19 protein-coding genes, 1 other RNA gene and 1 pseudogene are annotated in these 20,869 nt (G+C 67.3%); 9 read left to right on the forward strand and 12 right to left on the reverse strand.

Annotated elements, in window-relative coordinates; genetic code table 11:
• The first annotated feature begins 41 nt into the window (after window positions 1-41).
• Window positions 42-809 carry a trans-aconitate 2-methyltransferase gene (tam, locus tag ACNKFW_RS17760; protein ID WP_147428768.1) on the forward strand — a complete coding sequence of 256 codons (768 nt, stop codon included), beginning with the start codon at window positions 42-44 and terminating at the stop codon, window positions 807-809.
• Window positions 810-906: 97 nt separating this feature from the next.
• Here the strand turns inward: tam and rpmG are convergent, their stop codons facing one another.
• The 3 genes from rpmG to ACNKFW_RS17775 all read right to left on the reverse strand — a co-directional run bounded on the left by rpmG (window position 907) and on the right by ACNKFW_RS17775 (window position 2,097).
• Window positions 907-1,074, reverse strand: a complete 168-nt coding sequence (gene rpmG, locus ACNKFW_RS17765) for a 50S ribosomal protein L33 (protein WP_017999830.1) — start codon at window positions 1,072-1,074, stop codon at window positions 907-909.
• 201 nt (window positions 1,075-1,275) lie between these two features.
• Window positions 1,276-1,643, reverse strand: an RNA gene (gene rnpB / locus ACNKFW_RS17770) — RNase P RNA component class A.
• 88 nt (window positions 1,644-1,731) lie between these two features.
• Window positions 1,732-2,097, reverse strand: a complete 366-nt coding sequence (locus tag ACNKFW_RS17775) for a winged helix-turn-helix transcriptional regulator (RefSeq protein ID WP_024843326.1) — start codon at window positions 2,095-2,097, stop codon at window positions 1,732-1,734.
• An 83-nt stretch (window positions 2,098-2,180) separates the two neighbouring features.
• Between ACNKFW_RS17775 and ACNKFW_RS17780 the strand changes: the two genes are divergently transcribed.
• Complete coding sequence (locus tag ACNKFW_RS17780) at window positions 2,181-3,047, forward strand: SDR family oxidoreductase (protein ID WP_147428767.1); 867 nt, start codon at window positions 2,181-2,183, stop codon at window positions 3,045-3,047.
• Here ACNKFW_RS17780 and ACNKFW_RS17785 read toward each other — a convergent pair.
• The 6 genes and pseudogenes from ACNKFW_RS17785 to ACNKFW_RS17810 all read right to left on the reverse strand — a co-directional run bounded on the left by ACNKFW_RS17785 (window position 3,044) and on the right by ACNKFW_RS17810 (window position 9,928).
• Window positions 3,044-5,458: an ATP-dependent helicase gene (locus ACNKFW_RS17785; protein ID WP_147428766.1), complete on the reverse strand. Its 2,415-nt coding sequence runs from the start codon at window positions 5,456-5,458 to the stop codon at window positions 3,044-3,046. The genes ACNKFW_RS17780 and ACNKFW_RS17785 overlap by 4 nt on opposite strands.
• A gap of 55 nt (window positions 5,459-5,513) precedes the next feature.
• Window positions 5,514-5,795 carry a hypothetical protein gene (locus ACNKFW_RS17790; protein WP_147428765.1) on the reverse strand — a complete coding sequence of 94 codons (282 nt, stop codon included), beginning with the start codon at window positions 5,793-5,795 and terminating at the stop codon, window positions 5,514-5,516.
• A 20-nt stretch (window positions 5,796-5,815) separates the two neighbouring features.
• Window positions 5,816-6,745: pseudogene (gene folE2, locus ACNKFW_RS17795) on the reverse strand (GTP cyclohydrolase FolE2); the annotation flags it as partial.
• 118 nt (window positions 6,746-6,863) lie between these two features.
• Window positions 6,864-8,060: an O-succinylhomoserine sulfhydrylase gene (gene metZ, locus ACNKFW_RS17800; RefSeq protein ID WP_147428764.1), complete on the reverse strand. Its 1,197-nt coding sequence runs from the start codon at window positions 8,058-8,060 to the stop codon at window positions 6,864-6,866.
• A 69-nt stretch (window positions 8,061-8,129) separates the two neighbouring features.
• Window positions 8,130-8,735 carry an inner membrane-spanning protein YciB gene (locus ACNKFW_RS17805; protein ID WP_024843331.1) on the reverse strand — a complete coding sequence of 202 codons (606 nt, stop codon included), beginning with the start codon at window positions 8,733-8,735 and terminating at the stop codon, window positions 8,130-8,132.
• Between the two features lie 95 nt (window positions 8,736-8,830).
• Window positions 8,831-9,928: a DUF1223 domain-containing protein gene (locus ACNKFW_RS17810; RefSeq protein ID WP_147428763.1), complete on the reverse strand. Its 1,098-nt coding sequence runs from the start codon at window positions 9,926-9,928 to the stop codon at window positions 8,831-8,833.
• A 258-nt stretch (window positions 9,929-10,186) separates the two neighbouring features.
• Here ACNKFW_RS17810 and acnA point away from each other — a divergent pair, with 258 nt between their 5' ends.
• Together acnA and ACNKFW_RS17820 are read left to right on the forward strand one after the other, a co-directional pair.
• On the forward strand, window positions 10,187-12,946 hold the full coding sequence (gene acnA, locus ACNKFW_RS17815; protein WP_147428762.1) for an aconitate hydratase AcnA: 2,760 nt from the start codon (window positions 10,187-10,189) through the stop codon (window positions 12,944-12,946).
• Window positions 12,947-13,176: 230 nt separating this feature from the next.
• On the forward strand, window positions 13,177-13,791 hold the full coding sequence (locus ACNKFW_RS17820) for a hypothetical protein (protein ID WP_024843334.1): 615 nt from the start codon (window positions 13,177-13,179) through the stop codon (window positions 13,789-13,791).
• Between the two features lie 150 nt (window positions 13,792-13,941).
• Here the strand turns inward: ACNKFW_RS17820 and rpsD are convergent, their stop codons facing one another.
• Window positions 13,942-14,562, reverse strand: a complete 621-nt coding sequence (rpsD, locus tag ACNKFW_RS17825; RefSeq protein WP_024843335.1) for a 30S ribosomal protein S4 — start codon at window positions 14,560-14,562, stop codon at window positions 13,942-13,944.
• Window positions 14,563-14,758: 196 nt separating this feature from the next.
• Here rpsD and ACNKFW_RS17830 point away from each other — a divergent pair, with 196 nt between their 5' ends.
• The 5 genes from ACNKFW_RS17830 to ACNKFW_RS17850 all read left to right on the forward strand — a co-directional run bounded on the left by ACNKFW_RS17830 (window position 14,759) and on the right by ACNKFW_RS17850 (window position 18,617).
• Entirely contained in the window at window positions 14,759-15,130 is a 372-nt protein-coding gene (locus ACNKFW_RS17830; RefSeq protein ID WP_024843336.1) for a HesB/IscA family protein, read from the forward strand.
• 101 nt (window positions 15,131-15,231) lie between these two features.
• Entirely contained in the window at window positions 15,232-15,975 is a 744-nt protein-coding gene (gene tpiA / locus ACNKFW_RS17835) for a triose-phosphate isomerase (RefSeq protein ID WP_147428761.1), read from the forward strand.
• 132 nt (window positions 15,976-16,107) lie between these two features.
• A complete protein-coding gene (locus ACNKFW_RS17840; protein ID WP_024843338.1) occupies window positions 16,108-17,154 on the forward strand; it encodes a methionine ABC transporter ATP-binding protein in 1,047 nt (348 codons plus the stop codon).
• On the forward strand, window positions 17,144-17,818 hold the full coding sequence (locus ACNKFW_RS17845) for a methionine ABC transporter permease (RefSeq protein WP_024843339.1): 675 nt from the start codon (window positions 17,144-17,146) through the stop codon (window positions 17,816-17,818). Before ACNKFW_RS17840 ends, ACNKFW_RS17845 begins: the two co-directional genes overlap by 11 nt.
• Before the next feature lie 16 nt (window positions 17,819-17,834).
• Window positions 17,835-18,617: a MetQ/NlpA family ABC transporter substrate-binding protein gene (locus ACNKFW_RS17850; protein WP_147428760.1), complete on the forward strand. Its 783-nt coding sequence runs from the start codon at window positions 17,835-17,837 to the stop codon at window positions 18,615-18,617.
• 109 nt (window positions 18,618-18,726) lie between these two features.
• Here the strand turns inward: ACNKFW_RS17850 and ACNKFW_RS17855 are convergent, their stop codons facing one another.
• A complete protein-coding gene (locus ACNKFW_RS17855; protein WP_024843341.1) occupies window positions 18,727-20,229 on the reverse strand; it encodes an acetyl-CoA hydrolase/transferase family protein in 1,503 nt (500 codons plus the stop codon).
• A gap of 154 nt (window positions 20,230-20,383) precedes the next feature.
• Entirely contained in the window at window positions 20,384-20,809 is a 426-nt protein-coding gene (locus ACNKFW_RS17860) for a DoxX family protein (protein ID WP_147428759.1), read from the reverse strand.
• Between the last annotated feature and the right edge of the window lie 60 nt (window positions 20,810-20,869).

Here is a 20,869-nt window from a genome sequence, read left to right on the forward strand (position 1 = left end):
CATCCTCTAGCCTGCGGGCGAATCCGGGCTGGAGGAACGCCATGCGATGGTCGGCCACGCAATATGCGAAATTCCTGGACGACCGCACCCGACCGGCGCGCGACCTGCTGGCGGCGCTGCCGCTGGAGGCGCCGGACCTCGTGGTGGACATCGGCTGCGGCCCGGGCAATTCGACCGCCCTGCTGGCCGAGCGTTTCCCCGGCGCGCAGGTCGTCGGCCTTGATCCCGATGCCGACATGATCCGCACCGCCCAGGCCGCCCTGCCCGGCTGCTGCTTCGTGCAGGGGAATGTCGAAAGCTGGCGTCCCGAGACGCCGCCCGACCTGATCTTTGCCAATGCCTCGCTGCAATGGGTGCCCGATCACCGGGTGCTGCTGCCGCATCTGGTCGGGCTGCTGCGCCCCGGCGGCGCGCTGGCGGTGCAGATGCCCGACAACCTGGACGAGCCGAGCCATGTGGCCATGCGCCGCAGTGCCGCCGATCCGCGCTGGTCGGCCCGGCTGGCGGCGGCGGCCGGACAGCGCCAGCCGCTGCTGTCGCCGGTGGCACTGCATGCGCTGCTGCGCCCCCTCTGCGCGCGGGTCGATGTCTGGCGCACGACCTATCATGTCGAACTGGACGGGCTGGAGGGCATCGTGGGCTGGTTCCTCGGCTCGGCGCTGCGGCCCTATCTGGACCGGCTGGACAAGGCCGAGCGGCCGGCATTCCTGGCCGCCTATCGCCGCGAGATCGCGCCGCATTACCCCGAGGTCGCGGGGCGGGTGCTGCTGCCTTTCCCGCGCAGCTTCCTGGTCGCCACGGCCCTTTGACGGGCCAGGCCGGCAGGTCCAAAGGGCAGCAACCCAAAGGGAAAGACCGCGCCCTTGCGGGGCGCGGCCTTGCATGATCCCGTCGAAAGGGCAGATCTTACTTGATCTTGCCTTCCTTGTACTCGACATGCTTGCGGGCAACCGGGTCGTATTTGTTGACCGTCATCTTTTCGGTCATCGTGCGGGCATTCTTCTTGGTGACATAGAAATGCCCGGTCCCGGCGCTCGAGTTCAGACGGATCTTGATCGTCGTCGGCTTCGCCATCTGTTTCGCTCCTGCTGCGGGGCAAAATGCGTCTCGCCAACCCCGTGAAATTCTCTTGAAGCCCGCCTTTTAGCGGCGAAGCCGGCGAAGTCAACCGGGAATCAACCAGGAATCGACCGTCTCGACTTGCCATCGGTTGAAGAGACAACCGTAAAGGCGAGCCTTTTACTGCAAACTCGACTGACAATTCTCTGAACTGATTTGCGCGGACGGCCTGTAAGCCGGATCCTGTTCCGGGGTTGCCCCCTTCGATGACCATTCCTCTGGTCCCGCCATTGCTGACGGGATCTAGCTGCCAACCCGGACCTGCTGGGGCAAAGGCGGCCCTGTCTTGCGACGCGCGGTCCCTATTCGGCATTGCTCCCGGTGGGGCTTGCCGTGCCGGGGCTGTTGCCAGCCCCGCGGTGGGCTCTTACCCCACCGTTTCACCCTTGCCCATGCATGCATGGGCGGTCTCTTCTCTGTGGCGCTTTCCCTGGGGTTGCCCCCGCCGGGCGTTACCCGGCACCGTGCCTTCATGGAGTCCGGACTTTCCTCGACGTTGCCGCCGCGGTCATCCGGCCATCCGCGCAAGGGTCAGATAGGGCCCCGCGCCTTCGGGGTCAAGCGCCGTGCCGGTCGCGCCGCCGCATGGGTACTTGGACAACGCAGAAAGGGTCAGGCCCGCGTCCAGCCACGCGCGATCCGGGGCAGCGAATCCTCGATCCAGCCCAAAAGCGCGCCGACCCGCAGCGCCGCCTCGTGTCCGAGCGGGGTCAGGGCATATTCCACATGCGGCGGCACGGTCTGGAAATCGCGGCGCAGCACCATGCCGTCCGCCTCCAGCCCCTGAAGCGTCTGGGCCAGCATCCGCTCGCTGATGCCGCCGATGCGCCGGCGCAGGGCGGAAAAGCGATGCGGCCCCTCGGCCAGCACGCGCAGCACCAGCATGCCCCAGCGCCCGGTCAGCCGGCGCAGCACATCGCGCGAGGGGCATTCCGCCGCCATCAGGTTGCCTCGGTCGAAGGGATCGGAATTTTTCACACTAACATCTCCGTCAGTACTTACGATCAGTAAGTTAGATATCTACCTTTCGCCGCACAAGCCATTCACGAAAGGAAAGACAGATGACCGTCGCCGTCACCGGAGCCACCGGCCAGCTTGGCCGCCTGACCATCGCCCGGCTGAAGAGCCTGCTGCCAGCGGGCGGGATCGTCGCGCTGGCCCGCAATCCCGGAAAGGCCGCCGACCTTGGCGTCGAGGCCCGCGCCTTCGACTACGACCGGCCCGAGACGCTGGCCGCCGCATTGCCGGGCGTGGAGCGGCTGCTGCTGATCTCGTCGAGCGAACTCGGCAAGCGCGCCGGCCAGCACCGCGCGGTGATCGAGGCCGCGAAGGCTGCCGGAGTCGGGCAGATCGTCTATACCAGCCTGCTGCATGCCGACCGCTCGCCGCTGTCTCTGGCCGAGGAACATGTGGCGACCGAGGCCATGCTGGCCGAATCGGGCATTCCCTACGCCGTCCTGCGCAATGGCTGGTATGCCGAGAACTATACCGGCGCGATCCCGGCGGCGCTGGCGCATGGCGCGCTGATCGGCGCGGCGGGCGAGGGCCGGATCTCGGCTGCCGCGCGCGCGGATTATGCCGAGGCCGCCGCCCTGGTGCTGGCCGGCGAGGGCCATTTGGGCAAGGCCTATGAACTGGCCGGCGACGAGGGCTGGACCCTGGCAGGGCTTGCCGCCGAGCTTTCGGCGCAAAGCGGCAGGGCGATCCCCTATCGCGACCTGTCGCAGGCCGATTACGCCGCGGCGCTGACGGGCGCGGGCCTGCCCGAGGGGCTGGCCGCAGCGATCGCAAGCTGGGATGCCGGCGCCGCGCAAGGCGCGCTGTTCGACGACAGCCGCACGCTGTCGCGGCTGATCGGACGCCCGACCGCGACGCTGGCCGAAGTGGTGGCCGAAGTGGTGGCCGAGGCGGTGCGCGACGCGCTTTAGAACGGCACGTCGTCCAGTGCGCCGCCCCCCTGGGCGGGCTGCGAGGCGGGCTGCACATAGCCCGCCTTCACCGTCTTGAAACCGGTGGGGAACTGGATGGTCAGCGTGTCCTCGGCAATGCCCATGATCGTGCCATTGCCGAATTTCTGGTGAAACACCCGGTCGCCCACCGAAAACCGCGCCGCCGGCTCGGCGTCGATCACTACCGGGGTGCGGTGGACGGGCTGGGCCCGCTGGGCGGAGCGTTCCTGCATGCGTTTCCAGCCGGGCGAATTGTAGACATCCGCCCGCGCCGCGCGTTCGTGCATCACCGATTGCGCGAAGGGCTGCCCGAAGGACTGCGCCGCCGCGCCATAGCCGCCGCCGTAAAGGCCGGGCGGCGTCAGCACCTCGACATGATCCTCGGGCAGTTCGTCGATGAAGCGCGAGGGCAGCGAGGACTGCCATTGCCCATACATGCGGCGGTTGCCGGCGAAGCTGATCGTCACCAGCTCCTCGCCGCGGGTGATGCCGACATAGGCCAGGCGCCGCTCCTCCTCGAGCCCCTTCATGCCGCTTTCGTCCATGCTGCGCTGGCTGGGGAACAGCCCGTCCTCCCATCCGGGCAGGAAGACGATGGGGTATTCCAGCCCCTTGGCGGCGTGAAGGGTCATGATGCTGACCTCCTCGGACTGCTCGCCCTTGTCATTGTCCATGACCAGCGCGACATGCTCGAGGAAACCCTGGAGGTTTTCGAATTCCTCCAGCGCCTTCATCAATTCCTTCAGGTTGTCCAGCCGCCCCGGCGCGTCGGGCGACTTGTCGTTCTGCCACATCGCGGTATAGCCGGATTCGTCCAGGATGCGCTCGGCCAGCTCGACATGGTTCACCGAGGCGTCCAGCGCATCGGCATGCCAGCGGCCCATCGCCTCGGTGAACTGCCGCAGCGCCCCTGCCCCCTTGCCGCCAAGCGCGCCGGTGGCGACGGCCGAGGCGGCGCCTTCCAAGAGCGACAGGCCGCGTTCCCGCGCCTCGATCTGGATCTTCTGCACCGCCTTGTCGCCCAAGCCGCGCTTGGGCACGTTCACGATGCGCTCGAAGGCCAGGTCGTCGGTGGGGCTGACCGCCAGCCGGAAATAGGCCATGGCGTCGCGGATCTCGGCCCGCTCGTAGAAGCGCGGACCGCCGATCACCCGATAGGGCAGGCCGATAGTCATGAAGCGGTCCTCGAAGGCCCGCATCTGGTGGCTGGCGCGCACGAGGATGGCGATGTCGTTCAGGCTGCGCCGGCCGATGCTGTGGCGATGCCCGCCGTGGAAGGCCTCGATCTCCTCGCCGATCCAGCGCGCCTCGGCCTCGCTGTCCCAATGGCCGATCAGGCGGACGCGCTCGCCCTCCTCGGCCTCGGTCCACAGCGTCTTGCCGAGCCGGCCCTTGTTCGCCGCGATCAGCCCGGAGGCGGCGGCGAGGATATGCGGGGTCGAGCGATAGTTCTGTTCCAGCCGGATCACCTGCGCGCCGGGGAAATCGCTTTCGAAGCGCAGGATATTGCCGACCTCGGCGCCGCGCCAGCCATAGATCGACTGGTCGTCGTCGCCCACGCAGCAGATGTTGCGATGCCCGGACGCCAGCAGCCGCAGCCACATGTATTGCGCGACGTTGGTGTCCTGGTATTCGTCCACGAGGATATAGCGGAAACGGTCCTGCCAGGTCCGCAGCACGTCGGGATGCGCCTGGAACAGGTTGACGCAATGCATCAGCAGGTCGCCGAAATCGACCGCGTTCAGTTCCAGCAGCCGGCGCTGATAGGCGGCGTAAAGCCGCCCGCCCCAGCCGTCGAAGGCGCGTTCCTCGCCCTTGGGCAGCTTTGCCGGGGACAGGCAGCGGTTCTTCCAGCCGTCGATCAGATGCGCCAGCTGCCGCGCCGGCCAACGCTTTTCGTCGATATTCTCGGCCTGGATCAGTTGCTTCAGCAGCCGGATCTGGTCGTCGGTGTCCAGGATGGTGAAGCTGGGCTTCAGGTGCAACTCGCCGTCGCCGATCAGTTCAGCATGGCGGCGCAGGATCTTGACGCTGATCGAGTGGAAGGTGCCGAGCCAGGGCATGCCCTCGACCATCTCGCCCAGAAGCCGGCCGACGCGGTCCTTCATCTCGCGCGCGGCCTTGTTGGTGAAGGTCACGGCCAGGATCTGCCCCGGTCGCGCGCGGCCGAGATTCAGCAGATGCGCGATGCGCGTGGTCAGGGCGCGGGTCTTGCCGGTGCCGGCGCCGGCCAGCAGCAGCACCGGCCCGTCCAGCGCCTCGACCGCGGCGCGCTGCGCCGGGTTCAGCCCGTCCAGATAGGGCGCCGGCCGCGCGCCCATGGCACGCTGGGAAAGCGGCACCGGGGCGGCTGCGGCCTCGAAAGCGTCCGAGTCGTCGAAATTGCTCATGCCCGCACCATAGCCCCGCATCCGCGCTCGGGAAAGCCTGTCGTTCCCATTTCGTTCACATGCCGCCTACCGCGGCGGCGAGTCCCCAGAAAACCAGAAGGGCCGGGGCGAGAAAAACCGCACCCACCGCGTAAAGCCGGATGCGTTCGCGGCGGTTGCGCGGGTGGTGCCAATCCAGAAACCCCTGACCGTCGAACAGCGGATTGGCGTGGAGCATCCCGAACGCGAGGGGACCGGACGACCGCCCCTCGGTCAGCCGCCGCAGGCGCCATTCAGGATAGCGATGGCTCAGGCAAAGCCAGATTGCCGCCAGCCGGGCCGCCAGGAGACAGGCCATTCCGCTGGACAACCATAGCATTACGCCCTGAGGCCGGCGAAGATCGCGGGGTCCAGGCTGGCATGGGCGAAGGTCTCGCCCTGGGTCAGCACCGAGACCGCGTCATGGGAATGCAGCGATTCCTGGTGACTGGCGACGACGCGGAAATCGGCGATGCGCGGCTCGGCCATCAGTTCGGCGGCAAAGGCGCGCACCGCATCCTCGACGAAGATCGGGTTAGCGGCGTTCAGCTCGGCAAAGGCCTGCTCGTCCTCGCGCTTGACCATGACCTGGGTTTCGGTGGCGACGGCGCGGCGGCACAGCGCCACCATGTCCTCGAACCACAGCGTGTCGCCCTGCATCACCGCCGAAATGCGCGCCACCGACCGCTGCGAATGCGGCGTCGCCAGCTGGCCGCGCATCTGGCGGGCATGCTCGCTGAGTTCCAGCGAGCAGGGGCAGGTCGAGGAATACACATAGTCGAAATGCATGATCCGCAGCCGCTGCCCGGCCCGTTCGGCCAGTTCCAGCGCGATGTCGTAATACTGCCAGCCCGACAGGCCCGAGCGCAGCGATTCGACCCGCATCGGATAGCTGAGCCGCATCATGATGCGGGCATCGAAACTGCCGAGGTCGGATTTGTAATCCTCCAGCGCCGCCTCGAGCACGCCCATCGAGAACTGCTTTTCCGCATGGGCGTAGAACGAGCGCATGATGCGGCTCATGTTGATGCCCTTGCGGTCGGCTTCCAGGCTGACGGTGCCGGTGACGCTGGTTTCCAGCGCGATTTCGCCGCCCTCCTGCGTCTGGTAGCGGATCGGCAGGCGGAAATTCGAGATACCGACATGCTGGATCGGCGCGCGGGCGCCGACGATCAGGCTGGCCGGGCCGTTCTGCAGGTCCGGCAGGCTGGCCTTGTAGCTGTCGTCCACGCGGAAATCGGCCGGGTATTCGCGGCTCAACGCCGGATAGGCGCGTTCGGTGGCGACGGGGCGGGCCTCGGTCATGGTCGTCTCCCTGGCAGGACGGCTCCTATCTGGGGGCTCGGCACCGGAAAAGAAAGGGGGCTCCGGCACGTCCGCCCGGCACTCAGCCCAGCGACCGGCGGATGTCCGCGATCAGGTCGCCCGCATCCTCCAGGCCGATCGACAGGCGCAAGAGGCCGGGAGTGATGCCCAGCGTGGCGCGCACTTCTTCGGACAGGCGCTGATGCGTGGTGGTCGAGGGGTGGGTGACGATGGATTTCGCATCGCCCAGGTTGTTCGAGATCTGGAAGATCCGCATCCGGTCCATCGCCGCGAAGGCCGCCTGCTTGGAGCCCAGGTCCAGGGCGACCATGGTGCCGCCCGCACCCATCTGCCGCATGGCCAGGTCGTGCTGCGGATGGTCGGGCAGGCCGGGATAGATGACGCGGGCGATCCCCGGCTCGTCCCTGAGCGCGGCAGCAAGCTGCAAGGCGCTGTCGGCCTGGGCGCGCACGCGCAGCTCCATGGTGGCCAGCCCGCCCAGCATCATCCAGGCATTGAAGGGGCTGATCGCGCCGCCGGTATGTTTCAGATAGGGCTCGGCCACCTCGCGCACGAATTGGCGCGTGCCGCAGATCACCCCGCCCAGGCAGCGGCCCGAGCCGTCGATATGCTTGGTCGCGGAATAAACCACCACATCGGCGCCCTGCCGGGCCGCGCGGGAATAGACCGGGGTGGCAAAGACATTGTCCACCACCACCAGCGCGCCCACCGCATGGGCCAGTTCCGCGACGGCGGCGATGTCCACCACCTCCAGCGTCGGATTCGACACCGATTCGAAGAACACCGCGCGGGTCGTCGGCCGGATCGCGGCGCGCCATTGCTCAAGGTCGGTGCCGTCGACATAGGTCACTTCGACCCCGAACCGGGCCAGCAGGTCCAGCACATAGAGGCAGGAGCCGAACAGCGCCCGCGACGAGACGATATGGTCGCCCGGCTTGGCAAAGCACATCAGCGCCCCGTTGACCGCCGCCATGCCGCTGGCGGTCGCAAATGCGTCCTCGGTCCCTTCCAGGTCGGCGATGCGGTCCTCGAACATGCGCGAGGTCGGGTTGCCGTAGCGGGCATAGATGAACTCGTCCGGCCCGGTCCCCAGGAAACGCGCCTCGGCCTGTTCGGCACTGTCATAGGAAAAGCCCTGGGTCATGAACAGGGCCTCGGCCATCTCGCCATACTGGCTGCGGCGGATGCCGTGATGGACGGCGCGGGTGCGCGGATGCAGAGGCTGGTTCGGCTCCTGGGGTTTCGACTCCGGGGACATGGCTCGCTCCTGATGCTCAGGGATTGGGGTTAACCCCGCCCGGCCAGCCATGCAAGGGTGCAGCCGGCGCTATTCGCCGTCGCGGGGCTGGGCGTGACGCTCGAACAGGCGGGCGTTGGCGATGAAGAAGACCACCATGATCGCCGGCAGGCCGAAGGTCTTGAAATTCACCCAGGCGGTTTCCGACATCAGCCGCCAGACCGCCTCGTTGGCCGCGGCAAGGCACAGGAACAGCAGCGCCATGCGCAGGGTCAGGATGCGCCAGCCCTCGGCGTTCATCGGCAGCGCCTCGGACAGGACCAGTTCCAGCCAGTTGCGGCGCAAGGCCAGGCTGGTGCCCAGAAGGCCGGCGAAGATCAGGTAGATGATCGTCGGCTTCATCTTGAAGAATTTCGGATCGTTCAGCCAGACCGACAGCCCGCCGAAGACCACGACCAGCACCAGCGTCGCGATCTGCATGGGCGACAGCCTGCCCGTCAGCCGCCACAGCGCCAGCGTGCTGAGCGCCAGCACCGGCACGAAGACCAGCGTGGCCAGGATGAAACCGGAATAGTCCCGCCCCGCCAGGCTGACGGTCTGGTCGCGAAACCGCATGAAGACCAGGAAGAACAGGATCAGCGGGCCGAATTCCAATGCGGCCTTGAGCCAGGGGGCGATCTTGCGCGATTCGGTCAAGGGGGGCTCCTGTCTGGGATGATCATCTGCGGCACGGGCCGGGTTTTGCCCCGGCGCCTGCGCCGGCGCAAGCGGGCGGCGTCCGGCGGCGCGGTTCAATCCAGCCGGATCGCGGCCAGGATCGGTCCGCTGGCCGAGCGCGCATCGCCCCGGCCCAGTTCCTGCGCCAGGATGGCATGGCGGGTATCGGCGGGGAAATCGGCGCTGTTCTGGCTGTCGCGGCGGACGGTCATGCGCAGGGGTGTGCGGCCGTCCCATTCGGCGATGCGCTCGGCCGCCAGCACCACGTTGCGGTATTCCAGCGCGATGCCACGGTTCTCGCCGGCCTTGATCGCCACCCGCCGCTGCGGCGCATAGCGCACCAGGATGATCGCCACCCGGTCGGCGATGGCGCCGCGCGGCGTCAGCTCGATGCGATAGCCGTCCTTGCCCTGGCTGGACGAGACCATGACCGGCGCCGGCCGCGCCATCTGCGTCTGCAGCAGGCCCATCAGTTCGGCCGGGCGCAGCGCGATCAGCGTATCGGTGCCCCCGACGACGATCTGCGGCGTATAGATCGCGCGCTCGCCGGCCTGGTGGGCATAGACCTGCTGGCGGCGGGTGAACTCGGGGCGGGCGAATTCATCGGCCCAGCCCAGATAATCCCAGTAGTCGACATGCCAGGACAGCGCCAGGACGTCCTCGCGATCGGCCAGATCGGCCAGCAATTCGTCGGCGGGCGGGCATGACGAACAGCCCTGCGAGGTGAAAAGCTCGACCACCACCGGCGGGTGGCCCACCGGCCCCATCATGCCGGCCCGCGGTTGCACCTCGGCAAAGGAAACCATGGCCGAGGCGGCCAGCGCACCGGGGTCGATGACCGGCGGCATGCCCTCGGCGGGCACGCCCGGCGCGCCTTCGGGGGCCTCGATCAGGCCGATGATGCCATCATCATCCTCTTCCTCGGTGGCGACGGCGGACGGGGCCGGGGGCGCAAAGGCCGCCGCATCGCCGCCTGTCCCCGAGAGCGCCGGCGAAGCTTCCGGCGCGGCTGCGGCTGCGGGCTCGGTGGCCGCCGCGACCCCCGCGTCCTGCGCCAGGGCCGGCGCGGCAAATCCGCCCAGCAACACCCACAGGGCGCAGGCCAGCCCCGGCAGGATCGCCGCGCTTCGTCCCTGCCCCCAAGCCGTCCTCTTGATGCGCCTTGCCGTCATATCGCCCGTTTTCCCGGCCCTTCCGATCCGCAACAGCTAAACCGCCGGGCAGGGGAACGACAAATCAATGCTTTGTTAGTGCCGCGTTCCCTCCGCGTGACCGTGATGCAAAACCCACATCTTGCCGCCGCAGCAGAAATTTGGCATACAATGGCATACAAAGTCTGCCCCGCCCCCTTGAACCCCATGCCGAAAAGGGGCAAATGGCAGGCAGCACCGCCATTCAGCCACCTTTTTCAAGGATAGGGAGCCGAGTCCATGCCCATCGAAACCGGAACCGATACCGCCAAGACGCGCCGCCAGCTTCAGGTGGGCTCTCGGAGCTATGCCTATTACTCGATCGACGCCGCCACCCAGGCCGGCCTGGGCGATTTCTCGAAGCTGCCGGCCTCGCTCAAGGTGGTGCTGGAAAACCTGCTGCGCTTCGAGGACGGCGGCCGCACGGTCAGCGTCGAGGACATCAAGGCCTTCGCCGAATGGGCGCGGCAGGGCGGCCAGAACCCGCGCGAGATCGCCTATCGCCCGGCCCGCGTGCTGATGCAGGACTTCACCGGCGTCCCGGCGGTAGTGGACCTGGCCGCGATGCGCGACGGCATCAAGGCGCTTGGCGGCGACGCGCAGAAGATCAACCCGCTGAACCCGGTGGACCTGGTCATCGACCACTCGGTGATGATCGACGATTTCGGCAACCCACGCGCCTTCCAGCGCAACGTCGAGTTGGAATATGAGCGCAACCTGGAACGCTATACCTTCCTGAAATGGGGGCAAAAGGCGTTCAACAACTTCCGCGTGGTGCCGCCCGGCACCGGCATCTGCCACCAGGTGAACCTGGAATACCTGGCCCAGACCGTCTGGACCGATGCCGACCAGGCGGGCGAGACCGTCGCCTATCCCGACACGCTGGTCGGCACCGACAGCCACACCACCATGGTCAACGGCCTGGCCGTGCTGGGCTGGGGCGTCGGCGGGATCGAGGCCGAGGCGGCGATGCTGGGCCAGCCCGTCTCGATGCTGATCCCCGAGGTCGTGGGCTTCAAGCTGACCGGCAAGATGATGGAAGGCACCACGGCAACCGACCTGGTGCTGAAGGTCGTGGCCATGCTGCGCAAGAAGGGCGTGGTGGGCAAGTTCGTCGAATTCTACGGCGAGGGGCTAGACCACCTGCCGCTGGCGGACCGCGCCACCATCGCCAACATGGCGCCCGAATACGGCGCGACCTGCGGCTTCTTCCCCATCGACGCCGAGACGCTGCGCTACCTGCGCAACACCGGCCGCGACGAGGAGCGCATCGCGCTCGTCGAGGCCTATGCCAAGCAGAACGGCTTCTGGCGCGGCGCGGATTACGAGCCGGTCTATACCGACACGCTGCACCTTGACATGAGCGATATCGTCCCCGCGATCTCGGGTCCGAAGCGCCCGCAGGACTACACGCCGCTGAACCTGGCCGCCCGCGCCTTCTACAAGACCGTGGCGGAATATCGCGGCGTGGACATGTCGGCCGCGGCCGAGGAAATGGTCGAGGAAGGCGGCGGCGTGGTCGCCACTTCGGGCACCGACGTGCGCAAGTCCGTGGCGGTCGAGGGCAAGGACTACACCATCCGCGACGGTTCGGTGGTGATCGCGGCGATCACCTCCTGCACCAATACCTCGAACCCCTATGTGATGATCGGCGCCGGCCTGGTGGCGCGCAAGGCGCGCGCGCTCGGCCTGACCCGCAAGCCCTGGGTCAAGACCTCGCTCGCGCCCGGCTCGCAGGTGGTGGGCGAATACCTGGAGGCGGCCGGGTTGCAGGAGGATCTGGACGCCATCGGCTTCAACCTGGTCGGCTATGGCTGCACCACCTGCATCGGCAACTCGGGGCCGCTGGGCGATGCGGCGATCTCCAAGGCGATCCATGACAACGACCTGGTCGCCACCGCCGTGCTGTCGGGCAACCGCAACTTCGAGGGCCGCATCTCGCCCGACGTGCGCGCGAACTACCTGGCCTCGCCGCCGCTGGTCGTGGCCTATGCCATCGCCGGCGACGTGAACATCAACCTGACCAAGGATCCGATCGGCCAGACCCCCGAGGGCAAGGATGTCTACCTCAAGGACATCTGGCCGACCTCGCAGGAGGTCGCGGAACTGGTCGAGGCCACCGTCACCCGCGAGGCCTTCCAAAAGAAATATGCCGACGTGTTCAAGGGCGACGAGCGCTGGCAGGCGGTCGAGATCACCGACAGCGAGACCTATGACTGGCCGCCGACCTCGACCTATATCCAGAACCCGCCCTATTTCCGCGGCATGTCCAAGGAGCCGGGCCAGATCAGCAATATCGACGGCGCCCGCATCCTGGCGATCCTGGGCGACATGATCACCACCGACCACATCTCGCCCGCGGGTTCGTTCAAGCCGACCACCCCGGCCGGCAAATACCTGACCGAGCGCCAGGTCGCGCCCAAGGACTTCAACAGCTACGGCTCGCGCCGCGGCAACCACGAAGTGATGATGCGCGGCACCTTCGCCAATATCCGCATCCGCAACGAGATGCTGGACGGGGTCGAGGGCGGCTATACCCTGGGCCCGGACGGGCAGCAGACCTCGATCTTCGACGCCTCGATGGAATATCAGGCGCAGGGCACGCCGCTGGTCATCTTCGGCGGCGTCGAATACGGCGCCGGCTCGTCGCGCGACTGGGCGGCCAAGGGCACCAACCTGCTGGGCGTCAAGGCGGTCATCGCCGAGAGCTTCGAGCGCATCCACCGCTCGAACCTGGTCGGCATGGGCGTGATCCCCTTCGAGTTCACCGGCGGCGAGAACCGCAAGACGCTGGGGCTCAAGGGCGACGAGGTGATCTCGATCGACGGGCTGGCGGGCGAGTTCAAGCCGCTGTCTCAGGTCGCCTGCACCATCCGCTATGCCGATGGCAGCGAGAAGGTGATCCAGCTCAAGGCCCGCGTCGATACCGAGGTCGAGATCGAATACCTGGAGAACGGCGGCGTGCTGCATTACGTGCTGCGCAACCTGGCGAAAGCCTGATCCAGCGCCATCGGACAAGAATGACGGGCCGTCCCTTCGGGGGCGGCCTTCGCTTTTCCGGCGCCGTCCCAGGGGTATTTTAGGAACGAAGAAGCCAGGCTGCCGGAAGAGTATTTGCAAAACGGTGAAACGCAGCGCCGTTCACAATCGGGCAAGCGTAGAGCGAGCGGCTTGCATGGCGGCGGAGCATTCTGGCAAATCGGCACGCAGGGACTGATAAGGGGAAAGCGATGCGCGGGCTGGCGGTGGCTTTGATCGGAGCGATGGGATTGTCGGCGCCGGCAGGCGCACAAGAGAATCCGGCCGGGAACGAGCGGCTCTGGACCTGCGAGACCTCGATCGCCGGCGAGCAGACGGCGATCAACTATGTCCGCGATGACGCGTTTCGCGCGAATGTCGGCCGGCTGGAGAAGAATTTCTCCGGCTGGGGGCGGATCTCCTGTCCCGGCTACGTCACCCTGCGCGAGATCCTGCGGCGCAACCAGATGGCGGACGACGGCAGCTATTGCCTGCTCTGGGACAAGCAGCACGACACCTATATCGGCGCGCAGAAGGGGCCGCGCAAAGGGAATGCGCTATGTCGCAAGACCTTTTGCGAACGGGTGAACACGGCGCGGCAGGCAACCTTCCGCAATGCCAATGCGCTGGCGGTCGCCGGCTATGACGCGGTGACGCAGCGGCCCGGCGCCACGATCCTGGCCGCAACCTCGGGGCAGATGGTCGGCACGCTCGAGGCGGCGGGGGCGGCGGCCATGGGCATGGCGGCCTCGCCGGTGGCAGTGGGCTCGCTGGTGATCGGTTCGGCCGCCGTGGGTGGAAGCCTGTGGTATTGCGCCGAGGAATAGCGCCCCGCCGCCGGCGCTGCGTTTCACCGTTTTGCAAATACTCTTCCGGCACCCCGGCTTCTTCGTTCCTAAAATACCCCTGGGACGGCGCCGGAAAAGCGAAGGCCGCCCCCGAAGGGACGGCCCTGAAATCCTGTGATCCCGGAAGGATCAGTTCTTGGCGTAGAATTCGACGACCAGGTTCGGCTCCATCTGCACGGCATAGGGCACATCGCCCAGGGCCGGAGTGCGCACGAAGGTGGCGGTCATCTTGTTGTGGTCCACTTCCAGGTAGTCCGGCACGTCGCGCTCGGCCAGGCCGACCGATTCCAGCACGATGGCCAGCTGGCGCGACCGCTCGCGGACCGAGATCACGTCGCCTTCCTTGACGCGGTAGGAGGCGATGTTCACGCGCTTGCCGTTCACCTCGACATGGCCGTGGTTCACGAACTGGCGGGCGGCGAAGATGGTCGGCACGAATTTGGCGCGATAGACCACCGCGTCCAGGCGGCGCTCCAAGAGGCCGATCAGGTTCTCGCCGGTGTCGCCCCGGACGCGCTCGGCCTCGGCATAGATGCGGCGGAACTGCTTCTCGGTCAGGTCGCCGTAATAGCCCTTCAGCTTCTGCTTGGCGCGCAGCTGGGTGCCGAAATCCGACAGCTTGCCCTTGCGGCGCTGGCCGTGCTGGCCGGGACCGTATTCGCGGCGGTTGAGCGGCGACTTGGCGCGGCCCCAGATGTTCTCGCCCATGCGGCGGTCGATCTTGTACTTGGCAGCGGTGCGTTTGGTCATCGCTGATCTCCTTCTTTATGTTCTGTTCTCGAAGGGCGTTGTCCTTTGGCATATTGCCCGACAGGATTCCCCTTGCGGGGTCCACCAACACCAATGAAGCGGCGCTTATAGCCGCCCGGCGCCCGGTGTCAAGCACCCCTTGAGCCGCGGCCCCGATGCTCCTAAATGAAAGGCAGCGAACAGAAAAGGGCCCGAGATGTTTTCGATCCCCGGCAAATCCCCCGTGACCATCACCCAGGCGGCCGAGCGGCAGATCGCCCGGCTGATGGCGCAGAAATCCGCCAGCGGCCTGCGCATCGGCCTGAAGAAGGGCGGCTGCGCCGGCATGGAATACACCATGGAGCTGGCCGAGACCGCCTCGCCCGGCGACGAGGTGGTCGAACAGGGCGAAGCGCGGGTTCTGATCGCCCCCACCGCGCAGATGTTCCTGTTCGGGACCGAGATCGATTATGAATCCGGCCTGCTGGAATCCGGCTTCAGGTTCCGCAACCCCAATGTCACCGACAGTTGCGGCTGCGGCGAATCGGTCAACTTCGCTCCGCTGGAAGGTTCGCGCGCCAAGGTTTGAACCTTTTTGCCGCAAGTTAGCGCCCACATCGCCCTGCCGGCTTGATCGCGCGAAATCCCCGGCCTAATCCCCTGCCAGATCATGAAAAGGGAGAGAGGCAGATGGCCCCGCGCAAACTTGCCGCCGGCAACTGGAAGATGAACGGAACCCTGGCCTCACTGGCCGAGATCGGCCGGCTGCTCGCCGATCACCCGGCGCCGGGCTGCGACGTGCTGATCTGCCCGCCTGCCACCCTGCTCCATGCCATGGCCGCCAGCGCGCAGGGCAAGATCGCCATCGGCGGCCAAGACTGCCACGCCAAGACCGCGGGTGCCCATACCGGCGACATCGCCGCCGCGCAGCTCAGGGACGCGGGCGCGAGCCATGTGATCCTTGGCCATTCCGAGCGTCGCACCGACCATGCCGAGACCGACGCCCAGGTCGCCGCCAAATCCGTCGCCGCGCATGAGGCGGGCCTCGTCGCGGTGATCTGCGTCGGCGAGACCGAGGCGCAGCGCGACGCCGGCCAGACGCTCGACGTGATCTCGGCCCAGCTTGCCGGCTCGGTTCCCGATGGTGCCACGGCCGCCAACACGGTGATCGCCTATGAACCGGTCTGGGCCATCGGCACCGGCCGCACGCCCACCTCCGACCAGATCGCCGAGGTCCATGCCCTGATGCGCGAGCGCCTCTCGGCGCGCTTCGCCGACGGTGCCGACATGGCGCTGCTCTATGGCGGCTCGGTCAAGCCCGGCAATGCGGCCGAGATCTTTGCCATTCCGCATGTGAACGGCGCGCTGGTCGGCGGCGCCAGCCTCAAGGCCGAGGATTTCGGCCCGATCATCGCCGCGCTTTCCGCAGCGTAACGCCGGCGAAAGGAACGCCATTCCATCCGAACCCTCCGGTTTGGAATGGCGTTGCCCTTTTGCCGGGCGCCTGCCCCTTGCCAAGCCCGGCCCGGCGGGCATAGGTCTCGCCTGACATTCAAGGCAGGGGCGATGACAGAGCCGGCAATCTCATTCCAGGGCGTGACGCGCCGCTATCCGCAAAAGGGCGGCGGCGACGTGGTGGCGCTGCACGACATCTGGCTGGACGTGCCGCAGGGCGCGATCACCGGCATCATCGGCCGGTCCGGCGCCGGCAAATCGACGCTGTTGCGCATGGTGAACGGGCTGGAACGCCCCAGCGCCGGCAAGGTGATCGTGAACGAGCGCGACGTGGGCGCCGCCTCGGACGCGAGCCTGCGCCGCATCCGGCGCGAGGTCGGCATGATCTTCCAGCATTTCAACCTGCTGGCCAGCCGCACCGTGGCCGAGAACATCGCCCTGCCGCTGGAGATCGCCGGAGAGGACCGCGCGAAGATCGCCCCCCGCGTCACGGAGCTGATCGAGCGCGTCGGCCTGACCGCCCAGGCCGGCCGCTACCCGGCCGAGCTTTCCGGCGGGCAGAAGCAGCGGGTCGGCATCGCCCGGGCCTTGGCCACCGGGCCGCGCGTGCTGCTGTCGGACGAGGCGACCTCGGCCCTCGACCCCGACACCACCCGGCAGGTGCTGGAGCTTCTGCAGCGCATCAACCGCGAGCTTGGCCTGACCATCCTGCTCATCACCCATGAGATGGCGGTGGTGCGCGACATCTGCAGCCATGTCGCGGTGATCGAGGGCGGCCGCATCGTCGAGGCGGGCGAGACCTACGCGGTCTTCTCGAAACCCGCCCATCCCACCACGCGCTCGTTCCTGACCGGCGTGACCGGCGTCGCGGTGCCGCAATTCGTCGCCGGCCAGATGCGGGACGCGCCGCAGGGCCCCGAGGCCGAGGCGGTGGTGCAGATCACCTTCATCGGCAGCCATGCCACCGACCCGATGCTGGCGCGGCTGACCTCGGAACGCGGGGTCAGCGTCAACATCCTGGCCGGCGCCATCGAGGAGATCGGCACCAGGCCCTTCGGCAGCCTGATCGTCGCCCTGCCCGCCCAGCGGCTGGAGGAATCGCGCCGCTTCCTGGAAGAACACGGGCTTCTGACCGAGGTGCTTGGCTATGTCGGCTAACCTGATCCCGATCCTCTGGCAGGCGACGCTGCAGACGCTCTACATGGTCGCCCTGTCCACGCTGCTCGGCACGCTGATCGGCGGGCCGCTGGGCGTGTTCCTGGCCACCTCGCGCCGGGGCGAGCTGCTCTCGGCGCCTTGGCTGAACACCGTGCTGGGGCTGATCGTGAACGCGGCGCGCTCGACGCCCTTCATCATCCTGGTGGTGGCGATCATCCCCTTCACGCGGCTGATCGCCGGCACCTCGATCGGCACCACCGCCGCCATCGTGCCACTGACCATCGCGGCCGCGCCCTTCATCGCCCGCCTGATCGAGACCGCCATCCGCGAGGTCGATGCCGGGCTGATCGAGGCCGCCCGCGCCATGGGCGCCACGCCCGGCCAGATCGTGCGCAAGGTGCTGATCCCCGAGGCCATGCCCGGCATCATCCTGGGCCTGACGCTCGCCGTGGTCAGCCTGATCGGCTATTCGGCCATGGTCGGCGCGGTCGGCGGCGAGGGCCTGGGCGATCTCGGCATCCGCTACGGCTACCAGCGCTTCATGCCCGAGGTGATGCTGGCGGTGGTGGTGATCCTGATCGTGCTGGTGCAACTGGTGCAATCGGCCGGCGAATGGATCGCCGCCCGTTTCGACAAGCGCGCGCCCCGCAACCGGGGCCGATAACCGGAAAGGACATCCCATGCGCAAATTCAGCCTTGCCGCCCTGACCTCGGCACTCGCCCTCGCCGCCGGCATGGCCGCGGCCGAGGAGATCAAGGTCGGCGTCTCGCCGGGCGAACATGGCGAGATCATGGAGGAAGTCGCCAAGGTCGCCAAGGACAAGGGCCTGACCATCGACATCGTCGAATTCACCGATTACGTGGTGCCGAACCAGGCGCTGGCCGATGGCGATCTGCAAGCCAACAGCTTCCAGCACCAGCCCTATCTGGACAACCAGATCAAGGACCGCGGCTTCGCGCTGGTCAGCATCGCCAAGACCATCACCACGCCGATGGGCGTCTATTCGCAAAAGCTGAAATCGCTGGACGAGCTGCCCGAGGGCGCCGGGGTCGCGATCCCGAACGACCCGACCAATGGCGGCCGCGCGCTGCTGCTTTTGCAGGACAAGGGCATCGTCACGCTGGCCGAGGACACCGGCCTCACCCCCTCGCCGCTCGACGTGACCGGCAACCCGAAGAACCTCAAGTTCCTGGAACTCGACGCCGCCCAGCTGCCGCGCGCACTGGCCGATACCGACATCGCCGTGATCAACACCAACTACGCGCTGGATGCCGGCCTCAACCCGAACGAAGACGCCATCGCCATGGAAAAACCCGACAGCCCCTATGCCAACATCATCGTGGTGCGCCAGGGCGACGAGGACGCCCCATGGGCCAGGCAACTGGTCGAAGCCTATCACGACCCGGCGGTGAAGCAGTTCATCGAGGAGAAATACCAGGGTGCCGTCATCCCTGCCTGGTGACCTTCTCTGTTTCCTAAATACCCCGGGGGAGTCGCGGCACGCGACGGGGGCGGAGCCCCCATCCCCCGCGCCACAAGGAAACGCCCCGCCGGTCAAGCGGGGCGTTTGCTCATTCCGGCCGCATGCTGCCGGTGCGGCGCAGCCGGTCGTGCCAGCTGAGCGCCTCCTCGATCAGATGCGGCGTATGGCCGCCCCGCGCCAGCGCCCGGTCGTGGTAATCCGCCAGCGCATCCCGCCATTCCGGGGCCACGCAGTTTTGCAGGACCACCCGCGCCCGCTCGCGCGGCGCAAGGCCACGCAGATCGGCCAGCCCCTGCTCGGTGACCAGGATGTCCACGTCATGCTCGGTATGGTCGACATGGCTGACCATCGGCACCACCGAGGAGATCCGCCCATCCTTGGCCATGGATTTCGTCACGAAAACCGACAGATAGGCGTTGCGTGCGAAATCGCCCGAGCCGCCGATGCCGTTCATCATCTGCGTGCCCATGACATGGGTCGAGTTCACGTTGCCGTAAAGGTCGAATTCCAGCGCCGTGTTGATGCAGATCAGCCCCAGCCGCCGCACCACCTCGGGGTGGTTGGAAATCTCCTGCGGGCGCAGCACCAGCCGGGGCTTGAACTCGTGGAACCGCGCCATCACGTCGCGGTATTTCGGCGCCGACAGCGTGATCGAGGAACCCGAGGCAAAGACCATCTTGCCGGCATCCATCAGGTCGAAGGTCGAATCCTGCAGGACTTCCGAATACATGGTCAGGTCGTGGAACGGGCTGTCGATGAAACCGTGCAGCACCGCATTGGCGATGGTGCCGATGCCGGCCTGCAGCGGGTGCAGGTGGCCCGGCAGCCGGGAATGCGCCACCTCGTTCTTCAGGAATTCGGTCAGGTGGCCGGCGATGGCCCGGGTCTCGGCATCCGGCGCCTCGATGGTCGAGGACGAGTCGAGCTTGGTCGAGACCACGATGGCCGCGATGCGCTCGGGCGGCACCGGGATGAAGGGAAAGCCGACCCGGCTTTCCGGCGTCACCACCGGGATCGGCGTCCGGGTGGGGCGATAGGTGGGGATATAGATGTCGTGCAGCCCCTCCAGCGCCTCGGGCTGGCTCAGGTTGATCTCGACGATCACCTTCTCGGCCAGCAGCGCGAAGCTTGCCGAATTGCCGACCGAGGTGGTGGGGACGATGCCGCCGGTCTCGGTGATCGCCACCGCCTCGACGATGGCGATGTCCACCGGCGGCAGCTGGCCGGTGCGCAGTTGTTCGACCGTCTCGGAGAGGTGCTGGTCGATATACATCACCTCGCCGGCGTTGATCGCGCGGCGCAACGCCGGGTCGGACATGAAGGGGATGCGGCGCGACAGCACCTTGGCCTCGGCCAGTGTCTTGTCGAGGTCGTTGCCGAGCGACGCCCCGGTCATCAGCGTCACCTTCAGCGGCTGGGCCTTGGCGCGTTCGGCCAGCGCCAGCGGCACCGCCTTGGCCTCGCCGGCGCGGGTAAATCCCGACATGCCCAGCACCATGCCGTCGCGGATCAGGCTCGCGGCCTCTTCGGCGCTGACCACGCGCTCGCGCAGGGGCTTGTGGCGGATGCGGTGAAGGTGATCCTCGGTCATAGCAGCCTCCCTGAAACTCGGGCGATGATTAGAGCCATCGCGCAGGACTGACAAATCAACCCAGCCATGCACGCAAGGAAAGGCCGGCCCGAAGGCCAGCCTGGGCAAGATCGTTTCGCGCCGGGCTCAGCGGCGAGGGCTCAGCGGCGAGGGCTCAGCGACGCCGGCCCAGCGACCAGGCCCCGTCGCCCAGCAGCGCCAGCGCCACCATGGTCACGGCCCAGAGCAGCGGATATTCCCAGCCGCCGCCCGGATTACTGAAGGTGAAGCCCGCACCGCCATGGCCGAACCAGGCCGCACCCAGCAGCACGGCGGCCAGCGCCAGCGCGACCTGCCGGGTGAAGATGCCGGCGATCAGCGCCAGCCCGCCCAGGATCTCGGCCAGTATGGTCAGCGGGCCCAGGATGCCCGGCAGGCCGATGGACTGGAAATAGCCGGCTGTGCCCGAGGGGGTGAAGACCAGCAGCTTGATCAGCCCATGGACCAGGAACCAGATCCCGGTCGAGACCCGCAGGACAAAAGCGGCGATGTCGGCATTGCGCTCGGCCAGGGCCGGGGCGCTTTGGCTAAGGTCGGTCATGATGTGTTTCCTTGCAACTGTTCGCGTATCCGTTGCCCGACAGATAGACCTTGGCGATTG

The sequence above is a fragment of the Paracoccus sp. TD-10 genome, from assembly GCF_048270675.1.
GTDB lineage: Bacteria > Pseudomonadota > Alphaproteobacteria > Rhodobacterales > Rhodobacteraceae > Paracoccus > Paracoccus pantotrophus.